This is a genomic window from Scandinavium sp. UTDF21-P1B (assembly GCF_040750395.1).
Lineage (GTDB): Bacteria > Pseudomonadota > Gammaproteobacteria > Enterobacterales > Enterobacteriaceae > Scandinavium.
This window is the reverse complement of sequence record NZ_JBFLVD010000034.1, coordinates 1-19,486: the sequence shown is the minus strand read 5'-3', so window position 1 is coordinate 19,486 and position 19,486 is coordinate 1. Positions and strand designations below refer to the sequence as shown.

At 54.0% G+C, this 19,486-nt stretch carries 18 protein-coding genes and 1 pseudogene; all 19 read right to left on the bottom strand.

Annotation, left to right across the window (positions count from 1 at the left end):
* Position 1 precedes the first annotated feature (1 nt).
* The gene (locus tag AB1287_RS20690; RefSeq protein WP_435618927.1) at positions 2-268 is read right to left on the bottom strand and encodes a PAAR domain-containing protein; all 267 of its coding nucleotides are present in this window, start codon (positions 266-268) and stop codon (positions 2-4) included.
* A 25-nt stretch (positions 269-293) separates the two neighbouring features.
* The gene (locus AB1287_RS20685) at positions 294-1,064 is read right to left on the bottom strand and encodes a hypothetical protein (RefSeq protein WP_435618926.1); all 771 of its coding nucleotides are present in this window, start codon (positions 1,062-1,064) and stop codon (positions 294-296) included.
* Positions 1,057-3,078 (bottom strand): lipase family protein, encoded by a 2,022-nt coding sequence (locus tag AB1287_RS20680; RefSeq protein WP_435618925.1) that lies wholly within the window; start codon positions 3,076-3,078, stop codon positions 1,057-1,059. The genes AB1287_RS20685 and AB1287_RS20680 overlap by 8 nt, the downstream gene beginning before the upstream one ends.
* A 2-nt stretch (positions 3,079-3,080) precedes the next feature.
* Positions 3,081-5,621 (bottom strand): type VI secretion system Vgr family protein, encoded by a 2,541-nt coding sequence (locus AB1287_RS20675; protein ID WP_435618924.1) that lies wholly within the window; start codon positions 5,619-5,621, stop codon positions 3,081-3,083.
* A gap of 76 nt (positions 5,622-5,697) precedes the next feature.
* Positions 5,698-5,925 carry a hypothetical protein gene (locus AB1287_RS20670; protein ID WP_435618923.1) on the bottom strand — a complete coding sequence of 76 codons (228 nt, stop codon included), beginning with the start codon at positions 5,923-5,925 and terminating at the stop codon, positions 5,698-5,700.
* Positions 5,922-6,515, bottom strand: coding sequence for a DUF2778 domain-containing protein (locus tag AB1287_RS20665; RefSeq protein ID WP_435618922.1), 594 nt, complete (start codon positions 6,513-6,515; stop codon positions 5,922-5,924). The genes AB1287_RS20670 and AB1287_RS20665 overlap by 4 nt, the downstream gene beginning before the upstream one ends.
* A 13-nt stretch (positions 6,516-6,528) precedes the next feature.
* A complete protein-coding gene (gene tssH, locus AB1287_RS20660; protein ID WP_435618941.1) occupies positions 6,529-9,177 on the bottom strand; it encodes a type VI secretion system ATPase TssH in 2,649 nt (882 codons plus the stop codon).
* A gap of 161 nt (positions 9,178-9,338) precedes the next feature.
* Positions 9,339-9,647, bottom strand: a complete 309-nt coding sequence (locus AB1287_RS20655; protein WP_435618921.1) for a hypothetical protein — start codon at positions 9,645-9,647, stop codon at positions 9,339-9,341.
* Between the two features lie 43 nt (positions 9,648-9,690).
* A complete protein-coding gene (gene hcp / locus AB1287_RS20650; RefSeq protein ID WP_435618920.1) occupies positions 9,691-10,182 on the bottom strand; it encodes a type VI secretion system effector Hcp in 492 nt (163 codons plus the stop codon).
* A gap of 4 nt (positions 10,183-10,186) precedes the next feature.
* Complete coding sequence (locus tag AB1287_RS20645) at positions 10,187-11,911, bottom strand: OmpA family protein (RefSeq protein WP_435618919.1); 1,725 nt, start codon at positions 11,909-11,911, stop codon at positions 10,187-10,189.
* Positions 11,912-11,914: 3 nt separating this feature from the next.
* Positions 11,915-12,568 carry a type VI secretion system protein TssL, short form gene (gene tssL, locus AB1287_RS20640; RefSeq protein ID WP_435618918.1) on the bottom strand — a complete coding sequence of 218 codons (654 nt, stop codon included), beginning with the start codon at positions 12,566-12,568 and terminating at the stop codon, positions 11,915-11,917.
* Positions 12,565-13,902: a type VI secretion system baseplate subunit TssK gene (gene tssK, locus AB1287_RS20635; RefSeq protein WP_435618917.1), complete on the bottom strand. Its 1,338-nt coding sequence runs from the start codon at positions 13,900-13,902 to the stop codon at positions 12,565-12,567. The genes tssL and tssK overlap by 4 nt, the downstream gene beginning before the upstream one ends.
* Positions 13,903-13,920: 18 nt before the next feature.
* Positions 13,921-15,468, bottom strand: coding sequence for a type VI secretion system contractile sheath large subunit (tssC, locus tag AB1287_RS20630; protein WP_435618916.1), 1,548 nt, complete (start codon positions 15,466-15,468; stop codon positions 13,921-13,923).
* Positions 15,469-15,501: 33 nt separating this feature from the next.
* Positions 15,502-16,002 (bottom strand): type VI secretion system contractile sheath small subunit, encoded by a 501-nt coding sequence (tssB, locus tag AB1287_RS20625; RefSeq protein ID WP_435618915.1) that lies wholly within the window; start codon positions 16,000-16,002, stop codon positions 15,502-15,504.
* Between the two features lie 679 nt (positions 16,003-16,681).
* Positions 16,682-17,080, bottom strand: coding sequence for a DUF2913 family protein (locus tag AB1287_RS20620; protein ID WP_435618914.1), 399 nt, complete (start codon positions 17,078-17,080; stop codon positions 16,682-16,684).
* A 792-nt stretch (positions 17,081-17,872) separates the two neighbouring features.
* Entirely contained in the window at positions 17,873-17,992 is a 120-nt protein-coding gene (locus AB1287_RS22500; protein ID WP_436799855.1) for a putative zinc ribbon protein, read from the bottom strand.
* A gap of 6 nt (positions 17,993-17,998) precedes the next feature.
* Positions 17,999-18,286 (bottom strand): DUF7828 domain-containing protein, encoded by a 288-nt coding sequence (locus AB1287_RS20615; RefSeq protein WP_435618913.1) that lies wholly within the window; start codon positions 18,284-18,286, stop codon positions 17,999-18,001.
* On the bottom strand, positions 18,280-18,702 hold the full coding sequence (locus AB1287_RS20610; protein ID WP_435618912.1) for a putative zinc ribbon protein: 423 nt from the start codon (positions 18,700-18,702) through the stop codon (positions 18,280-18,282). The genes AB1287_RS20615 and AB1287_RS20610 overlap by 7 nt, the downstream gene beginning before the upstream one ends.
* Positions 18,703-18,993: 291 nt before the next feature.
* A pseudogene (locus AB1287_RS20605) lies at positions 18,994-19,220 on the bottom strand (helix-turn-helix transcriptional regulator).
* Positions 19,221-19,486: the final 266 nt, after the last annotated feature.

The following is a 19,486-nucleotide window of genomic DNA, read 5'->3' as shown; positions in this document are numbered from 1 at the left end:
ATTATCCTACCGTGCTGTTCTGCGTACTTGAAATGACCGTACAACCGCACTGGCATTTACAGCCATCGACGACAACAGCACGACCGTTAAATGTCCGGTGCGGTGATCCTTCTACAATTGGATTTGTGCCATGACCTTCAATCGGGCAACTCACCATATCCCCGACTAATGCTGCTTTTTTCCCGTCGACTGTAATAGCGGAAGAGGCGGAAATTACTTTCCCACCATGAGACGTATTGTCACCAAGTAAAACCAGACCTTTTGCCATATCTCATTCTCGATAGAAAAAACAATCAATTGACTTTCATCTTGTCAACTTTATCAAAATCAGGAAAAAGCGTTCTTTCAGGGGCAACACTTCCGTCCGGATAAACTATCTTGGAGTACACACCATCAATTTTTTTTTCTGGCTCTATATACTTAACAACTTTCATCTCATCAATTTCAGGGTAAAAATAAATATTACTAAATTCAGACACTCTATAAGAAAGGAAATTCTTTTTCCCTAACAGAGAAAGTGATTTTGTTTTCTCTGCTATTTTCCTTTCCCGAATATATGGATAATATTTAGGTGAAATATTTAAGTCACCTGTAGAGAAGGTGAATTGGCCATTACGCGAAGCATCATTATCAAAAGCAAGCGTCACACCTACCGCCGTACCAGGTACAAGATCTTTGCCAAGATGTGTTGCGTCTATATACTCGATACCTAAATTGACCGCACTCAACGTCCATTTACACGAGCCACCACCAGTCATAGCAACCTTTGCTTTCCAGATATCCCCGCCCTCTTGCTGCATGGGCATCCCAATAACGTTATAGCTGGGCTCCGTGATAACTGAGCCATCAAATCCACTGATTCTTTTTTTCATGCATTCATACGAGATGTACCTGACCTCAAGCGGAAACGGTTTCGTATACTGAGACGGGTTTTTTACTTCAATATTGACCCATTTTGTATCTGCCGGTGGAGATAACGTTTTATTTACGGCACGACTTATGCTGCAACCCGCCGAGGAAAACAACACCAGGGAAAGCAGAATAATTTTTGATTGATTAGACATTTTCCATCACCTCTTCTCCGTATTGAGCAAACCGCAAAAGCGTATCGTTGCCAGACGGCATGGACAACGTAGGGGAAAGCGATACGCCAAGCAGCCCTTCTATACCCAGAAAGATGTTATTTCTTGCTAACTCTTTCTCCGGTATGGCATTTTTATTTTCTTCCATCTGCTCCCTGAATGAATCAACGTTATAGAGATGCTCAGTAAAGGTACGCTTTTCCACTATCCCGGCATTATCAATCAGCTCTAACACCTTGTTATACATATATGGCATATAGGAGGTCATAAAATGTTCAAAAATATTTACATTAGCGCCTCTGTCCGGATTACTGCCTTTGGGGAAAAAGTCAGTCAGGTCTGCCTGCGTTAATGACGCTTTAAACTCTTTTTGCTGCTGGCCAGCCTGCTGCATCTCCTGTTCCGCCAGCGCAGGCACCAAGTAAAGTTTAGCCTTAAGAGGAAGTGAACTTCTGATAGGAATACACCCTGCCGGCGTTGGCAGGTCTCTCTTACACTCTTTCCACTCCCTGCTCTGGGTGACGGTGAGAAAGGCCACCGTATTACCGTGGTGCCAGAAGCAGTCTCCCCAGGCAACCATCTGGTAAGCGAGAAGTTCACCCACTGACCAGAAAAAGCCCAGAGTACCGCCAAGCCATCCCCAGAGTTTGTATAGTTCATTATCCAGATTGGCCTCCGCAGGTACTGCTGGAATCGGATCATTATCATTAACATGGCGGAAATGGGTAATCTCCGATAATTGCATTACGGCATCGCGAGTAAAAGTTCGTGGCATTCCATAGGTGTAAAGTATCGGGTTATAGTCCTTCAGTTTTGCTGCATGAATTAATGCCAATGCGCCACCTAAACTATGCCCACAGATAAACAACTTAAGATTTGCCAGCAGATCTTTTAATGTTTCGACTTCCTCTTTAAATTTCTTCTCAACGCGACTATAACCACTCCAGAACCCGGTATGCACTTTTCCAGCAGGCAGTAAGCTAGTACATAGTGTTTTATCTATATCACAAGCTTCAGAACTTACCGGTCTGAACGCAAGATCCGTCCCCACATCAAACAAGCTGGCCGTTCCACGCCAGGCAACGATCACCTTATTCGCGTTATAGACATAATAAAGTTGCGTATCACCGTCTGCCTTTGCTGCTGCAGTATCGTCCTCTGCCTGTACTGTTCCCTGTGAATTATTCTTGTTTACCTTAGCCGAAGTATCCCGTGAGGTATCCATAAACACCGGGGGATGATATCGCTCACTGAAGGGAACATCCTGTACCAGCGTATTCCATGCAGAACCGTCTTTATAAAGCTGGGGTAAGCGGGAAAGATCCTGACACTGATTAATAAAAAAGCGTCTAATTGACACGGTGTCCAGAGTATTGTCGTCTGCATAAGCAAGCGTTGCTGCTGCCCCAAGGTTAATCCCATTCGCAATGGAATAGTCCTTTTGATGATGCAGAACAAGCTCCCAGGCTCTGAACGGGCATATTTCAATCACATGGCGTTTTTCAAGCTCATTTGTTCTGACCTTAACCCCCTGAAATGAACTGCTGTTCGGAAAATGGAATAAAGGTAGCTCTTCCCCTTCTCTTAATTGCAAATCAGGTTTCTGATGACATAGTTCGCCTACTACCGCATAGTGCCAGATATAACCCTTCTCTTCTGCACTGGGGCGAACAACAGAATCATTTTCCGCATCCCTGCTAACACGCAAGGCACGTTTTTCCATTTCCTTTGCCAGTTGATTACCGTCTAAAGTCAGTCTCAGTTCTAGGCCGTGCGGCATGTCGACCCTGATTAGCCCATCAGCATCGCTCTGACCAGAATAAGTGAATCCCTCCACCGGCCCGGAAACAGGATGGGCACTTTCCACAGTCCATGGCATATTGGCGACAGGATCATTCTGTTCATCGACCAGTTGAAATTCGATCCAATATGGCATTTGCTCTTTACAGGGAGCAGGTGGATTTTTACGACAAAGTGAGGAAACTGTGGTAGTCATTTTTATTCGCCCTCCTGGCTATCAGCAATATTTCGCGGATATTCGATTTTTAACTGCGATGGCATAGACGTAAATATTGGAGAAGTCTCTCCTTCTGCACCGGAAATGCCCTCATAAACCTCTCCTTCAGCCGTCGTAATTTTATATGTGGTGAAAGGCTTGACTGCTCCGCTGGCTGATGACGTTGTGGTAAACCCTTCGCTGTACCCTTTCGGGAAAGTCACAGGCGGTGTATCTAAACTGGCAGGGTCTGTCTGATTAACATTTGCCGCTTTCAACAAAATATTCCCCGGGCATCCCAGCTCAATATTTCCGCCGCTAAGCTTTATATATGCGCCGCCGCAACTTAAAATCAGTTCTTGGCTGGCATTCACCTTTACGCTTCCCTGACCACTGGTTATCGTGATGTCCTGTAATGCAGAAACATTCATGGCATCCTTTTGCGCCTGAATATCCACCTTGCCGGCCCCTGCATACATTTTCATTCCTGCTGCCTGGGCAAACAGACTCACAGCCTCACTGGCAGCAACCGTAAAAGACTGCCCTGCACTGATATCGGTATTTTTTCCTGACATCAGACCAATGCTCGCCCCACCAGAAGCAAGACGGACAGACTCAGGACTGAGAATGCCTATACCAGCTGGTGCATGAGCAACAAGCCCCGGCATTTTGAGATACTTCAGCGCATCATTCAGTGTTTTCTGCCCATCGATATCTGACAGTGTGGCTTTGGCACTTTTGACTGCTGTCTGCAGGCTTCTGGCCAGCGTCAGCGCCTGCATCAGTTGCTCGATAACACCGTCCATTTCGAGCATCTTATCGCTGACATCCGGCTGAGCGTCAGCCGTGAGCAAAATACCTTTCCCGCCGCGAACGCTTACCCAGTCATTCGTACGTAATTCAGCGCCCTCACCGCGAAGAACCCTGCTCGCGTTGACGTTATGCCCTAAATTAAGTTGGGTCTTCCCCCCGTACTCCGTACTAAGTTTAATATGCTCTTCACCGCGCTTGTCCTCCATCCGCAGTTTGTTCAGACCAGCTGTACGGATAACATTGCGCGTGTTATTGGCTTCAGTGACGTGATCGACATGACGGGAGTCATGCAGGGCGTGAGCTATATACGGGCGATCCGGATCGCCCACATGGAACGCAATGGCGACTTCAGTGCCCTGTATCAGTGGGAAGTGGAAGCCGTATTTGTCACCGCAGTAGGGTTTGGCAAAGCGCACCGGCATACTTTCCATACCCTGGCGTTTATCGTCGCGGTCAGCATCGAACTTCACCCGATACATGCCAGATGCATCCTGCCAGGCGTAGATATCGTTATCTTTGGCGCTGGTCACTCGTGCCGTCAAGGTGCCGCTGACCACCGGGCGCTTTTTAGCAGCAGGACGCCAACATCGGTTCTCGTAGTACGGCATAGCCGCCCATTCAACCTTCAGCGCGTTCTGACGGCTGGCAGAGTAACCCGCGCTGATGATGACGAGACCGTTTTCGGTTTCACGCGGCAGCGTCGGCGGGATAGCTGTTTCGGTGATAGTCAACACCTGAGCCGGGCCCAGGGTATGGTCGGTACTGCTGCCAGTTATAGTGGTCTGGGTGGAAAGGTAGCGTTCATGCTCCAGGCGTGCCCAGAAGTTACCAGTTTCCGCTGCGGGGTTAATTTTGTCGCCACGTTCAAGGTGACGCGGGCGATAATGGTACACATCGCCGTAGGTGTTCCCTTCCCCGTCCCCGCGGGTCATGTCCGCCGGCACAGACATCAGGACGTTCTGGGCCTCACGGTGGTTATAGTCGCTGGCCGTCACCGAGCGCTCCACCACGTTATGCCAGACATGCACGTCCCACACCGAGTCGGCAGCATTGTCATTCGCCCCTGACGGGCTGTTCAACGGGAGCGTTTTGCCAAACGTCCAGGCGCTCTGCTTGTCCGCAAAGTGCACCACTTCGGTCTGGGTATCAGGCTGCAGGGTGAAGAAGTAAAAAATCCCCACCTCCGCCAGCAGGCGTTCAATGAAAGCGAGATCGTTTTCCTGGTACTGGTTAATCTGCTCACGCTTTGGATAGTCGGCTTTGAGGATGAAATCATACTCCCAGCCTTTCAGGCCATGCTCCGTGAGCACCTCTGCAACCACTTCCGGCACCGACTTGTTGACGAAAAAGCGATGGGTGCGGAACTGATTCCCTAGCAATGCGAGGAACGGTTCCAGCACGATACAGTATTGCGCTTCATCTGCTGAACCACCGGTACGCTCGAAACGGGTTACCACCCCGTGAACCACCTTGCGCTCCGCCAGTGAGAGCAGATTACCCGCGCCCATGGTCAGGGTCGCCGGCTTGCTCAGCATCTGCCGGGCATCAATGTTCTTGTCAGCACTGGTGAAGTTGATGGTGTAGCTGTAAAGCTCGCTCATCGCTTCCGACCCGCTGAAATCCTCCACGTCGATATCGGCCGTACAGGAGGGAATATCGAGGCGGTAGCGGTTCAGGGCTTTTCCGGTGACGGTGACCACCATCGTGTTCAGGGTATCCGTCAGGCTCATGGCATTGACTCCATTGTGTATTCGGTTATTCCGTCAGGGCTGGTCCGGACCAGTGTCGGTCAGAGAAGAAAACAGGCTATTTATTCGGGCGGTTGTGCAGCCAGAAGAGCAGCTTCATCAGGAGATACGCCCCGACAGCACACAACGTTGTTTTAATCACGATGATATGCATTTCAAAGCTGTCCATCGCTTCTTCCCCGTCACCGCTAATCGGGATATGGGCCTTCACAAAACTCGCAACCCATACATCAGGAATGAAGTGGATCCCGCTCCAGAACAGCACGATAAACAGCAGGATTTTCATTCGGCATTCTCCGCTAGCTTTTTCAGAGCCTGCTGTGTACGACGTTTCTCAGCCTCTTTTCTTTCTTCGGTTTCTTTATCACACAGGCTGTAGTTCGGGGTGCCACGCACATCGATACGGGCATAGGCCTTCAGGCCATTGCCACCAGGAACAGGGAAAGTTCCTCTCTGTAGCAGGAGGCGTCGCAGGTGTTGAAAATCACTGGAACGACGCAGGGTAATACAGCCCCAGGACTCACCGGAACCATCGCTGTTCAGCGGGTGGAGACGAAATCCCGTACGGTTCAGACCATTCACCATGATACCGTCTCTTTTGGTTTTATCGCTGAACAGAGCAAACCATTCAGAATGGTGATTTCGGTAACCATGCCAGCCATCGATCGCCTCCGCGCGGACGCGGTTATACAGGCTGCCGGCAAGCCTGTCGGTCACCCAGTAAGTGCCAGGAGGGATGGCAGCATTCTCATGATCGGCACAGTCGGGGTTATTTATATAAAAATCCACACCAGTCAGTACCTCAAACGTCCCGATGCCGTAGCATTTCAGGTACGCCGTTTTGCCATCCGCCGACAGGTTGCCGTAATCCATCATGCAAATCTGCATTTCAGCCTCCGAGCGCCTCATTAAACGCCAGTACAATCCCTTCTTCATCATTCCAGCCGAGCGTCAGGGATTGCGGTTTCTGCTTCGCGGCCATGTGGGTCAGCAGCTGCTGGCTCAGTACCGGCAGGATTTGTTGGTTGAGCAGGCTATCAACATTACGCGCGCCGGTATCCGGCAACAGACATGCGGCAGTGAGTGCGTCGTAGAGACTCTCTTCAATATTCGTGGACAAGCCGTAATGACGATGCAGACGCTTGCTCACCTGGGCGAGCTTCATTTCCACGATGGTGCGCATTGCGGCTTCTGCTAATGGACGGTAAATCACAGTCTGGAAGCGGGCCAGCAGCGCCGGCTGGAAATGGTCACGCAATATCGGGCGCAGCAGTTCCTGCAGATCTCCTTCGCTGGCGTCCGGCTGTTCGTCCAGCAGCTGCATCAGGTGGTCGCTGCCGAGGTTGGAGGTCATCAGGATCACGGTGTTGCGGAAGTCAATTTCACGCCCTTCGCCGTCGCGCATTAATCCGCGGTCGAAAACCTGGTAGAACAGATTCATCACGTCGCGGTGCGCTTTCTCCACTTCATCGAGCAGCACCACACTATACGGACGCTTGCGTACCGCCTCGGTCAGGATACCGCCCTGGCCGTAGCCGACATAGCCGGGAGGCGAACCTTTCAGCTGGGAAACCGTGTGCGGCTCCTGGTACTCGGACAGATTGATGGTAATCAGTGACTTCTCACCACCGTACAGCACATCCGCCAGCGCCAGCGCAGTTTCGGTTTTCCCCACACCACTCGGGCCGACCAGCAGGAACACGCCCTGCGGACCGTTCTCGGAAGTGAGGCCGGTTTTCGCCGCACGCAGACGCTGAGCAATGGCTGCAAGCGCCACTTCCTGACCCACAACCCGTTTGCCGATTTCGTTTTCCAGGATCAGCAGTTCGGTCTGCTCGTCTTTCATCAGGGAGGACAGCGGCACGCCAGTCCAGTCTGCAATCACGTTGGCGACAGTGCGGGTGTCCACATCCACCTGAACCAGCACGTCGCCCTGCTGCGCCTGCTCCAGTTGCTGTTGAAGGTCAGAGATTTCGGCCTGCTGGCTGATATCCTGGCGGCTGGCCATCAGCTGCTGTGCCAGCACCTTTTCATTGCTGAAACGACCTTCCTGCTCCTGCAGGCGGCTTTCCAGCTGTGCACGCTGTTGTTCAATGACACTCAGACGGTCGCCATGGTGGTTGCTGCCGGCGGCGATATCTTCCAGTAGCGCCTGCTCTTCCAGCGCCAGCGCGGTCAGCTGCGCTTTCAGGCGCATAATTTGTTCCGGCACGGTGTCGAGGCTCATGCGCACGCGGGCTGCGGCGGTATCAAGTAAATCGACGGCCTTATCCGGCAGCTGGCGGCCCGTCAGGTAGCGGCGCGACAGGGTGACAGCGGCTTTGACCGCATCGTCAGTGATATGCACGTTATGGTGTTCGGCGTAGCGTGATTTCAGACCTCTGAGCATCAGGCAGGCGGTGCCGTCATCCGGTTCGTCGACCTTCACCATCTGGAAGCGGCGCTCCAGCGCGGCATCCCGCTCAAAATACAGCTTATATTCAGACCATGTGGTAGCGGCAATGGTGCGAAGTTCGCCACGCGCCAGTGCCGGTTTGAGCAGGTTGGCCGCATCTGCGCCTCCCGCCTGGTTACCCGCGCCGATGATGGTGTGGGCTTCGTCAATAAACAGCAAAATCGGGGTGGGCGACTGCTGTACAGCATCGATGACATTTTTCAGGCGCTGTTCAAATTCACCTTTCACGCCTGCCCCCGCCTGCAGAAGGCCAAGGTCAAGGGTACGCAGGATGACTGGCTTGAGCGATTCAGGGACGTTGCCCTCGGCAATACGCAACGCCAGGCCTTCGACCAGCGCGGTTTTCCCAACACCCGGTTCACCCACCAGAATCGGATTGTTTTTGCGACGGCGGGAGAGAATGTCCACCATCTGGCGGATTTCGGTATCACGACCAAAGACCGGGTCGATTTTGCCTTCTCTGGCTTTGGCGGTGACGTCGAGGGTGAATTTATCCAGCGCATTCTGCAGGGCCGGGGTCAGTTCCCCCTCTTTCAGTTCTGCACCCACCGGACGGCCGACGAACTCCACCTCACCACCGTAGCTCTGCGTAAGCTCTGCTTCCTGCTGCACTTCCGGGCGTTCATCCGACTGCCCATCAAGCAGCGGACGCAGACGTTCCAGCTGACGCTGACCCAGCGTCAGCAGCGGCCACAGCCCGTCGCAGCGCACCAGGTTCTGTTTATCAACCAGCGCCATCAGCAGATGGATGCTGCGTATTTGTTCCTCGCCGTTAAGAGAAGCAATCAGCCATGCTTCCTGTAGAAGAGACTGAATGGCATCAGACAGCTGTGGGCGGTGGCGAACCGAGCGCGGCTGCTTGTCCAGCCAGCCCAGCAAATCCTGCCAGATGGCGTCCATATCCCACTCGTAGCGGCGTGCCAGCACCGTCAGGTCACCTTCGCCCTGCTCCAGCAGTTTCAGCAGCCAGTGTTCCGGCAGGATTTCTGCATGGGCGCGGGTCTGACACAGGGAGGCAGCCCCTTCCATCGCACGGGCGCAGTAAGGATTGAGACGACGAAGGAGGATTGCCGGGTTTTCCATACTCATTTTACTCATTGTTGAGGACCTTTCGGACACGCTACCGCCCATCGCTTCTCTTTGTATACAAAGCACCTAAAGCGCATGAGGTCAAATTTCAGAATTGTGTGGTTCTTTGCAGAGCGTCTGACCGGCCAGGCGATGACCCAGTACCGGTCGTATCATCAGAAGCTGTGGCCCAGCCGTTCTCGCTTATTAACCTGAACGGGGCGTGTCACGCTGTTATCCAGAATGATGTGCCAGCAACTGGCATTAGCTTTCGGCTGTAACGTCATGTGCCAGCGGGCGTCGCCACCGCCACCCGGCCCTGCTTTTCGGTGAGGGCCGGCTATGACTTTAAGCGTGCCCGCGCAGTACGCATTATTAAGCTGGGAGTCCAGCGAGCAGGCCTTTTCTACCAGGCGTGCCGTGTAGTTCTTACTAAAACGCGGGTCTTTCTGCCAGTGAGTCGCCCACTCTGCCAGATTTGCCATATATACCTCCTTTAAACGGCACACTTCTGTGTGCCGTCTGATTTTATGCCGTAGCGCGTTCATTCCAGGAATCGGAATGAATGATGTTGCCGTCTTTGTAGGTCCAGGTGATTTTTTCGTAGCGCAGCTCAACCACTTCCTGATGGTTGTGCTTCTCAAAGGCTGGATTTTTGATGTCGTACATCACCGGATTCACTTTCACTACTTTCACGTTTTCCAGTTTGGTGTTGAAATACTCCACTTCCTGGCCCGCGTCGTTGATTTTGTACCACTTGAATTCCGCAGACTTGAGGGTCTGACCGGTGGTCACAGCCTTGTACAGGTACGGGCTGGACGAGTCGATTTCCTTGGTGAACAGGAACGGGGTGTGGATACGGGTACCGGTCAGCTTGCCGGTGTTGTTGTCGGTCGGGATGTACAGGTTATGCTCCTGAGCGACAACTTCGATGCTGCCTTCACGATCCTGAACGTCCACAGACCCTTTAATGTCCGCGCCGCCGTCGTCTTTCAGCCAAAGATAAACAGGAATTGCCATGGAATTACTCTCCATTGTGTTGTGATGCGCCATCATCCTGCGATGACGCCTGGGTGTGGCCCGGTATCTGACAGGCGTTCGCCTGCGGTACCAGACTGATTTCGACACGGCGGTTGAGCGCACGGCCCTCCGGGGTGTCATTGGTTGCGATCGGACGGCTCTCGCCATAGCCCTGCACCGCAAAACAGCTTTCCGGTATATCACCGGTATCACGCATCCAGTTGCGCACCGCTTCGGCACGTTTCAGGGACAGCGTCTGATTGAGCTTAGGGTTACCGGTGTTATCGGTATGCCCGCTTACCACAATCAGCCAGCCCGGCTTTGCCTTAACACCCACCAGTGAATTCACCAGCATTTTGGTGGACCCGGTTTTCAGCGCCGATTTGCCCGAATCGAACAGCGACATGCTGTCAAGACGAAGGGTTTTCGGACCCTGGATGATTTTCTTAATAATCGGTGGTGGCGGTGGCGGTGGGGCCCAGTCGCTGACGGCGGCCTCAACAGGCGGTACCAGGCGCAACCCCTGATACAGCCCCAGGCGATAACGCAGTGGCTCCCCGCGACGCGCCCAGTCGTCCAGCAATGCGCCATCGGCTCTGAGGCGCTGCAGTGCGCGCAGTTTCGGTGCCACAGGCTTCCCCGTCAGCTGGTGATACAACGCAAGGTGATCGCCCACATTACGGATGAGACGCTGGTTGTTCATCCAGGACGCCAGCATGGCAAGTGCCAGGAAAATCCCGCCCAGCAACCCGGCGTAACGCCAGAACATCATTCTGCGGCTGACGCCCCGTCGGCGCGGCAGCGCCGGCAGCAGCAGTTCAGGCAACGGAAGTGGTTCGGTGGTCACAACGGTATCTGGTGGCAGCGCCGTCACGGTAGTGATGTGCTGCTGCCAGAGATTGCCCTCGATACCGTTCACCGGCCCCATGCACATGCCCTGTACACAAGGCTTCATCACCGGCAGTTCGCCCTGGCGCACCGACAGCAGGTCATTGACTGCGCTGTTCTGCCAGGCAAGCAGGCTGTCCAGCCACAGCCGCTGACTCAGACGCGAAAGACGCCCGTCAGATCCACTATCCTGGGTCCACTCTGTCAGTGACACATTGCCCTGACCGGGCTGATACACCTGAATGCCGCTTCGCGGGCTGACTGTGGTAAACCAGACGGGTTCAGCTTCCGCGCAGGCCACAGGAGGCGATACCCAGGTCACGGTCCACAGCGGTGGGATCGTGCCAAATGCCGCACGGCACTGCACGACAGCCCGCTGCCAGCTCCGCAGGGACTGGGTAAAATCATCGCCGGAAGTGTGCTGTTCAGGCACCGCCGCCAGCATGACGGAGATTTGCGACACCAGGGCCGGGCGCACCAGGCTCATGTGCTGTGCCAGGAGGGGCAGTTGTTCCGCATCCTTCACCCACAGATACCAGCCCTGCCGGGTTTCCCGGTGACGGGAACCGGACACAAACAGCGGGGCGTTGTCGCCACAAACGAGGATAACCGCCCCCTGAAAATCTTCCGGCGGCAGGTTTTCATCCACAATTTCCCGCATAGCGGTGGCCCGCGCCTGCGAAGCCCGACGCTGACGCCAGAACATCACCCCGGACACCAGAACAACCAGCAGGCTGAGTGCCACACGGCTGCCTGTGGCCAGTGGCCAGAACCCCAGGATGAGCCACAGCGCCAGTACGGCACCCAGGGCAGTTAACAAACTTCGGTACACATCCCGCATCGCTTACCCCGGCCTGACGGTCTGGCTTACCAGGTCAGTAAGCGAAGACGAAAGGAAGAACCAGAGTGCCACCAGGGCAACGGCGGCCACAATCCAGGTCAGCCAGTACCCGCGACGACCGCTGCGCAGGCGTGATGCCCGGGCAACAATAGGAGCGTCCTGTGCAAGCGTAAAGGCCGGCACCCGTTCCGCGAGTGCCCGAACAATATCTTCCCGACGCTCATCATCCTGGGCGCGATATTGCCCCACGAACCCCAGTTGCAGGGTCCGGTACATACAGGTCAGGACGGCGGCGTCAGGGGCGGTTTCTTTCAGCAGGTTGCGGATCCGTTCCCACAGCTCCTCACCGGCATTGAGGGTGCCAAAGAAGTGTGCCTGCAACGGATCACGACGCCATGCCAGGTAACCATCATCGGTGGTTCCGCGGTTCATCACGCTCTCATCAAGCAGTGCACACAGGGCATACACCATATGGTTACGGATGATGTCGCTGTAACCTGCCTCAGTGAGCGCCGCTTTCGCCTCCTGCACCAGACGGCAGGCCCGGCGATAGAGCCCTTCCCCGTCCCGGACTTCCTGACCGCAGCGCAGCTGGCTGGCCATCAGCCAGCCCGGGTAGAAGATGCGTTCTATCTGGCTGAGTTCGGATTTATTCATGAGCGCAGCACCGCAAAGAGTTCAAGATTCAAATCCCCCAGTGAGCGCGGGGTGTAGAAGGTACAGCTGGCCATCTCAAGCATGGTCCGTGCCGCCTCAGAACTCAGATCCAGCGAGAAATACTGGTTCTCAAGACGTAGAGGAATGGCTGCCGGAACATGACTGACAGGTTTGAGGGTCATCCCACTCAGGGCCACATTCACCACCTCCGAAACATCCTCAAAACTGCCCGCCTTACACAGCTGCGGGAATTTCGTCTGAAGTTCATGGTTCGGCATGGAGGAGCGTACCGAGAGCCAGAAGTCTGCCCCTTCGCGCAGGCGCGCATCGTGCAGGGCACCTTTCCAGATTTGGTCGTGATGCTCCAGTTGAATGCTGACCACGCGCGATGGCAGGCTGGCTTCCAGTAGTTTGTCCAGCAGTGCCAGCAACGGCGGGAATACCTGTTCAGGGGCATCATGCTGGTAAGCCGGAATGTCCCCGGCATCGTGCTCCAGAGAGAAGGTCAGCAGGCTACCAGCCAGACGAGCCAGCTCCCGGTACAGCAGTTCCGGGTGACGCCCGGGCGTCTGCAGAAGTTCAGTTAACACCGGCTCGGCGCTGTTCAGGGCATTCAGCAGCCAGAACAGGGAGACATCCGCGACCGCAAAGTCGGCCATCCGCTCATTGCTCTCACGGCGCATGGCCATCAGGCGACGACGGCGGGCCTGCAGACGAACCAGCAGGTCACCCAGTTCGGTGGCAAGCCACGGGCTGGCAGCAACGGAAAGCATAGGCGGGATGAAGGCCGGGTCCCGGCTCCACTGCCCCTGTGCATTACGTACCAGACGGGCGACCGGACAGGTCAGGTATGCCGTGTTTTCCTGGCTGGACAGACGCAGGGTCAGCGCATGACGCAGGATCGCGAGTTCCCCGCTTTCATGGCCGGCCAGTTCCTGCACGACGACACGCTCCGCTTTCCAGCGCTTAGGGCGTTCACTGTCCTGACCATTATCGAGGTTGCCACCACTGGCGCTCAGCAGCGGCAGTGCGACAACCACGTCAACAGCTTCGCTGCCGGCGGCAACAGACAAATCACAGACCGGAGGAAGCGTGTCTGCCAGGCCGGTATCCACAAGGGTACCGTCCTGAAAACGCACCACCAGACGAGTGGCGTTCAGGCGCGAAAGCGCCAGCGCGGCATCATCAAATTCAGCCGCAACCACGCCCCAGGGATGAGAAATCCCCATCCGGGCGACCATGTCGGCAACGTGCTCACTCCAGCGGGCTTGCTGCTGGAACTGTTGCGGGGCCAGGGCGGCCCCATCCTCCCAAAGTGGGCGGTAAATTTTCATCCCTGATTTCCCCTCGCCTTAGGATTTGGCTTTCGGCATCTGGGAAACCAGCGACAGATTGACGTCCATGCCTTCCACCTGGAAGTGCGGCACCGCATACAGGCGAACACGGAAGAAGCCCGGGTTGTCTTCGATGTCTTCCACAATCACTTTGGCGTCGCGCAGCGGGTGGGAAGCCTGAAGCTCGTCGCCAGGGTCGGTCATTTCGGTCACCAGACTGCGCACCCAGGTATTGAGCTCAAGCTCCAGCAGACGACGGTCTTTGGTGGTGCCAATATTTTCGCGCTGGATAAGCTTCAGGTAATGCGCAATACGCGACAACAGGAAAATGTACGGCAGACGGGCGTTGATACGGCTGTTGGCCGTGGCATCCGCGGTGTCATACAGTGCCGGCTTCTGGGTAGAGTTAGCGCTGAAGAAGCAGCTGTAATCGCGATTTTTGTAGTAGGACAGCGGAATGAAACCGAGGTTGGCAAATTCAAATTCGCGGGTTTCCGGGATCATCACTTCAGACGGAATTTTCACCTGATTACCGGTGCCGAGATCGTACAGATGGATTGGCAGGTCCTGAACGGCACCACCGGCCTGCGGGCCACGGATTTGCACACACCAGCCGTTATTGATGAAGCTGCGCACCATGTTGGATGCAAAGGCAAACGAGGCGTTGGTCCACAGGTATTTGTCGTGATCCGGGCCTTTCACTTCTTCCACATAGTTAAAGCTGCGGACCGGTACGGTATCCGGACCATACGGCAGGCGACCCAGTACACGTGGCATCACCAGACCGATATAGCGGGAATCGTCCGTCTCGCGGAAGGATTTCCACTTGATGTACTCAGCACGGTCAAAGTAGTTACCGATATCCTTGATGGCCGCCACTTCTTCCATTGAGTCCTTGAGGAAGAATTTCGGGCCAGCTGAGCCGATAAACGGCATGTGGGCAGCAGCGGAGACTTTTGATATATTACGCAGCAGAGCAACATCCTGCGCAGACGCATCAAATTCGTACGCTGAAATCAGCGCCGCAATCGGCTCTCCACCCGGTGTATCATATTCATCAATATATGTATGTTTATACAGTCCACTCTGAATGATTTCCGGGCTGTCTTCGAAGTCCTGACGCAGGTCTTCTTTGGACATATCCAGCAGCTCAACCTTCACGTTCTGACGGAAATCGGTTTTGTCGACCAGGGATTTCACGCCACGCCACAGGCTCTCCACAGTCTGGAATTCTTCACTGTGCATTACCGCATCCAACTGACGGCTAATCTGGTAGTCCAGCTCCGCGATATGGTGGTCAATCAGGTTTTTGTCGAGTTTTTCAACTTTTGAACCAGATTTTGTCAGACACTCCAGGAACACCTGCATGCCGGCCGTTAAGCGTTCATCCGCAGTCGCATCCGACATCGCCTGCGCGTCCTGCCAGATATCCAGCGCACTCAGCTCAGAGACCGGGTTCAGGTTGATTTTTTCAAACAGGGATGCATAAACCCCGCCCGCAGCAGGACGTTCCAGCACCACGCTTTCGCCACCCGCGGCGTTCTCATTTTTTACAGACATCAGCATCTTCCTTATTAATCCGTTAAATCATCGTGACCGTTATGGTTGTTTCGGGGCCAGGGCAGACAGCTCTGAGCGAAGTTCTGCGCTTAACGCCGGGTCGAGCAGAATTTTTTCCAGCTCTTTACGGAAAGCCTGGTTATCAAGAAGATTCGCTTTTAAATCACGCAGCAGATTGCGCATGGAAAGCATCGCTTTCAGTTGAGGGATTTGCCGGGAGACCTGCTCCGGGGTGAAATCTTTCATGCTCCGGAAGGTCAGAGTGATGTTGTCTTCGCTGCCGTCATCAGCAAGCGTGTTTTTAACGGTCAGATTGACGTTTGGGGAATATTCGGATAGCACTGAATCGAAATTATTTTTATTCAAATCAACTTTTTTGCGCTCAGACAGGGGTGCAGACTCCTGACCATTACTGAAGTCGCCCGCCACCAGCAATTTCAGAGGGAGCTCCGTTTTCTTGCTCGCGCCCCCCGTATGCAAATCAAGTTTTAAATTAATACGCGCTTTAGGGATTTCGGACTGAAAGGAAGAGTTAGACATGGCTGTCCCTGTTCTATGGAGTAATAGAAACGGTCAATGCCAGTGAGAAATAAATAAGAAAAAATTACCCTGCAAGAACAACTTTCCGGTCGCGTCATACGACGCAAATAAAAATCCCGGAACTAAAAAGCGGGTGCATTCCGTCCACCAGCATGCCGACACTGAATTTTTGAGCATTTGTCTGAAATAAAAATTTCGGATAAGACCCAATGGCAGGAGTGTATGAACGTTCCCTTCCCGATCGGAAATGAAAAAATGTAACAATATTTTATATTTCCAGTTTTTAACAACAAAAGATCATCTTCCTGATTTGTAGGAATTCTCTTGCATAGCCCCTTCAGGCCTTGTGGGATTAGGGTGTGCAGCAAATGATCAATTTAGCTTAGGGCGCATATCTGTGCGAAATACCGCCAATCGCGTGAAATCTCTGATTTTGTATTTTTATCGAAAAATGTGAAGCAGGACGTGACTGAGCATGTGAAAAATTGACGACATTTTCAGATTTCATCATTTCTTATTATTCACTTAAACGGGGCTTATTTGTTTTCGTCAGAAGAAAGGAAATGTCACGACAGCCCTTTACACATGCCTCAATACCAGGAGGTAAGCACGACCCGGATACCTGCCATTCAGGGAATGGACAGTGATCAGATTAACTGATGCGTTGAGAATATTTGTCCTATTGCTCAGGTTGTAATGCGAGCCGGTTCGACGCCAGAATGATGGCAGAGAGAATATGGGCCTGGAAAACCCCCATACAGGCTGACAGATTGCCCGTCACCAGAAATTCAACCGGTGCCACCAGTTTGCCCTCATCCGAAAATCCACCGGTAAGTGCCGATTTCCTTACCAGCAGTCCATTCGTATCGCTGTATTCTTGGACCAGAAGCGCTTCATTGTCCCAGTCCCTGTCACTCACAGCTGCATTTACCCAGCCTTGCGATTTAAGCAGTTCAATTGCGTACGTCAACCGGTACAAATCTGACTGAGCAGACACCGGTCCGCTGCACGAAGACCAGAGATATTCCAGACGACTGAATAAGCTGGCGGCAAGACCTTTATGGCGTCCCAGTACCACCAGACTCTCAATATCGGATGCGATTGCACGCTGCCACCGTTAACCAGCGCAGTAAAAATGCATGCGTGCTGAGTGGCGACAACGCCTGACCATCCTGCTGTGCCGTGCGTAAGGCGACAAGGGCGCACCAGGCAAAATGCGCAAGGGTTGTAACGGTTTGTTCCGGGAGTAGGGCATCGTGAGTTTTTTTCATGCAGGAATTATATCGGCGCTGCAGACATCGGGGAATATGTGGGATAAGGTGCGTATTTTCAGGCCTGAATTAACGGCCATCTCCTTTGCTTACAGAGACCATTATCTTCACGGACAAACCACACCCGTTCTGGTCGTCATAACGGGAGATACCATTTCATTCACTCTGGTCTGTAACTGACTGAATTGTCTGGACAATGAACACCTTTCAGTACGACAGATAGTGAAAGACCGCATACTGGCAACGTTGTTATCGGCATGCGTCACCGAGCGCCATGCCTCTCTGAGTACCCCGCTCATCTCCTGCTGTACGACCTCATCGCGCCAGACCCCCAGCGTATCGAGATTGAGCATCAACACCATTTTGCATTCTGGCGCGCTGGCCGCCTCCCATATCCAGCGTAACAGTGTCGGGGGTGAACGATGTCGGGCCTGCTGGCGCACCTGTGAGTATTCACCCGTCCGCTGCCAGACCTCAGTGTGAAAGAGTAAAATCAACGCGTGGTAACCGGACAAGGTTTCACGGTACGGCAACACAAGTGTAAAGCTGAACGCCGGCAGGCAGGACGGAATATCTGATGTAAATCGCTGTCACGGGGCTTACCCGGGGAGAGTGTTGCAGCAGTAATTCATCCACCAGTGCACTTCTTCGATGCTGTAGATACCGGTCAGACGCCGGGGACAATGCTTCACGCCCTGATAATGGTCACCGCACCACACGCAGTACTAGGAGAGCACCATCACCGTCGTTTCCAGCCCGTTGATGAGACTGCGCAGCTTTCGGTGCCGGGCTTCGGCTTTCACCTCCGGGTCAAGATGGGCGCAGGCCATCAGCACATGCCGGCCCACGCTCTGCTGGTCATGCTCAAACCACGGGTCTTCGTGCATACCGGCATGCAGTCTCAGCCGGCAGCCACAGGACGCGCAGCTCCATATCTGTCCCGGCGCACGCATGGCCTCCCCGGCTGTCGCGAAGTGGCCTTCACGGTCATTCGCCAGATAGCATTTCAGCATGCGCATAACGCCATCTCCGCTATCCGGTTATCAGCATCAGCGAGCGCATGACTGTGCTCACCGGTACGACAGCTCAGGCAGTAGCGTTCGCCGTGGTAATCGCTGTCGCAACCATTACAGTACCAGTCTGCCCTGCGGACCACGGGCGTAGCGTCCGGGATAATCCGCTGCAGACGCCCTGCCAGCCTCAGTGCACTGGCTTCCGGTTTCACGTACGCGCAGTGCTGTCTTCCGTTGTCCGAAAGCGTTGCTGTCTGGTGTTCAAACCATGGGCGTTCAGAGTCGTATTCAGGGTGGTACTGCAGGCCACTGGCACACAAGTGGCAGCTGTAACGGTCATACGGAGCGGTCTGCGCGGTTCTGGCTCCCGTGAGACGGCCGTTGCCGTCCAGAGCCATAAAGGATTTTGCATACATCGTGGTACTCTCCTTATCGCCAGACGACACGCAGGCGTAAGCCGTCCCCGGATGGGCAGCGTGGCAGGGTTCGAACGGCGGGTCAGTTATGCGTTAGCGGGTCAGTACGGTTGGTGGTCAGCACCGGAATACAGAAAGGTTACGGCTGTGCAGGTGAGTCGGTGGGTCTGAAACAAACGGGACAGGGTCTGGCACCACAGTACTGTCGCTGGCAACGGGGGCACTTCCAGCGCGGGGGAATGCCCTGCGATTGAGTGCGGCGTCGTTTTACCATTCAGACATCTCCTCTGCTCAGACGCCACGGGAATCTGCGATACGTTGCTGCATCCAGGCTTCCACTTCGCTTCTGCGCCAGCGGGAGCTGCGCCCCAGCTTGATGGTTTCGGAAACAGACCGTCGCCAATCAGTTTGTAGAACCACTTATCCGTCATGCCAGTGCAGGTGGTGATAAAGGTCATATCAATCAGCGGATCTTCTGCGCTGAGTAAGGATTGTGTGATTCCGGTGCGGGTGGTCATGCGCTGTCTCCCTCTGAAGAATGGTTGTCGGGAGACGTCCGGTGTCGTTGAATCATGGAAACGCCGGTACTCCCTCAGAGGATAGGGAAACCGTGTAAAATGTTACTGCTCCTGTTCTGTGTTTTCGCTAAGAACCGACACAGGCACCACAACCGGGTATGTTGATGCTCATCATTTCAATGCTAAAGTTCTATGTAATCGCTTGAAGTTAAGGGAAATGGCTCCATCTCTGTGATTCCTTTGTTTGAATCGCCACGGGTTTAACA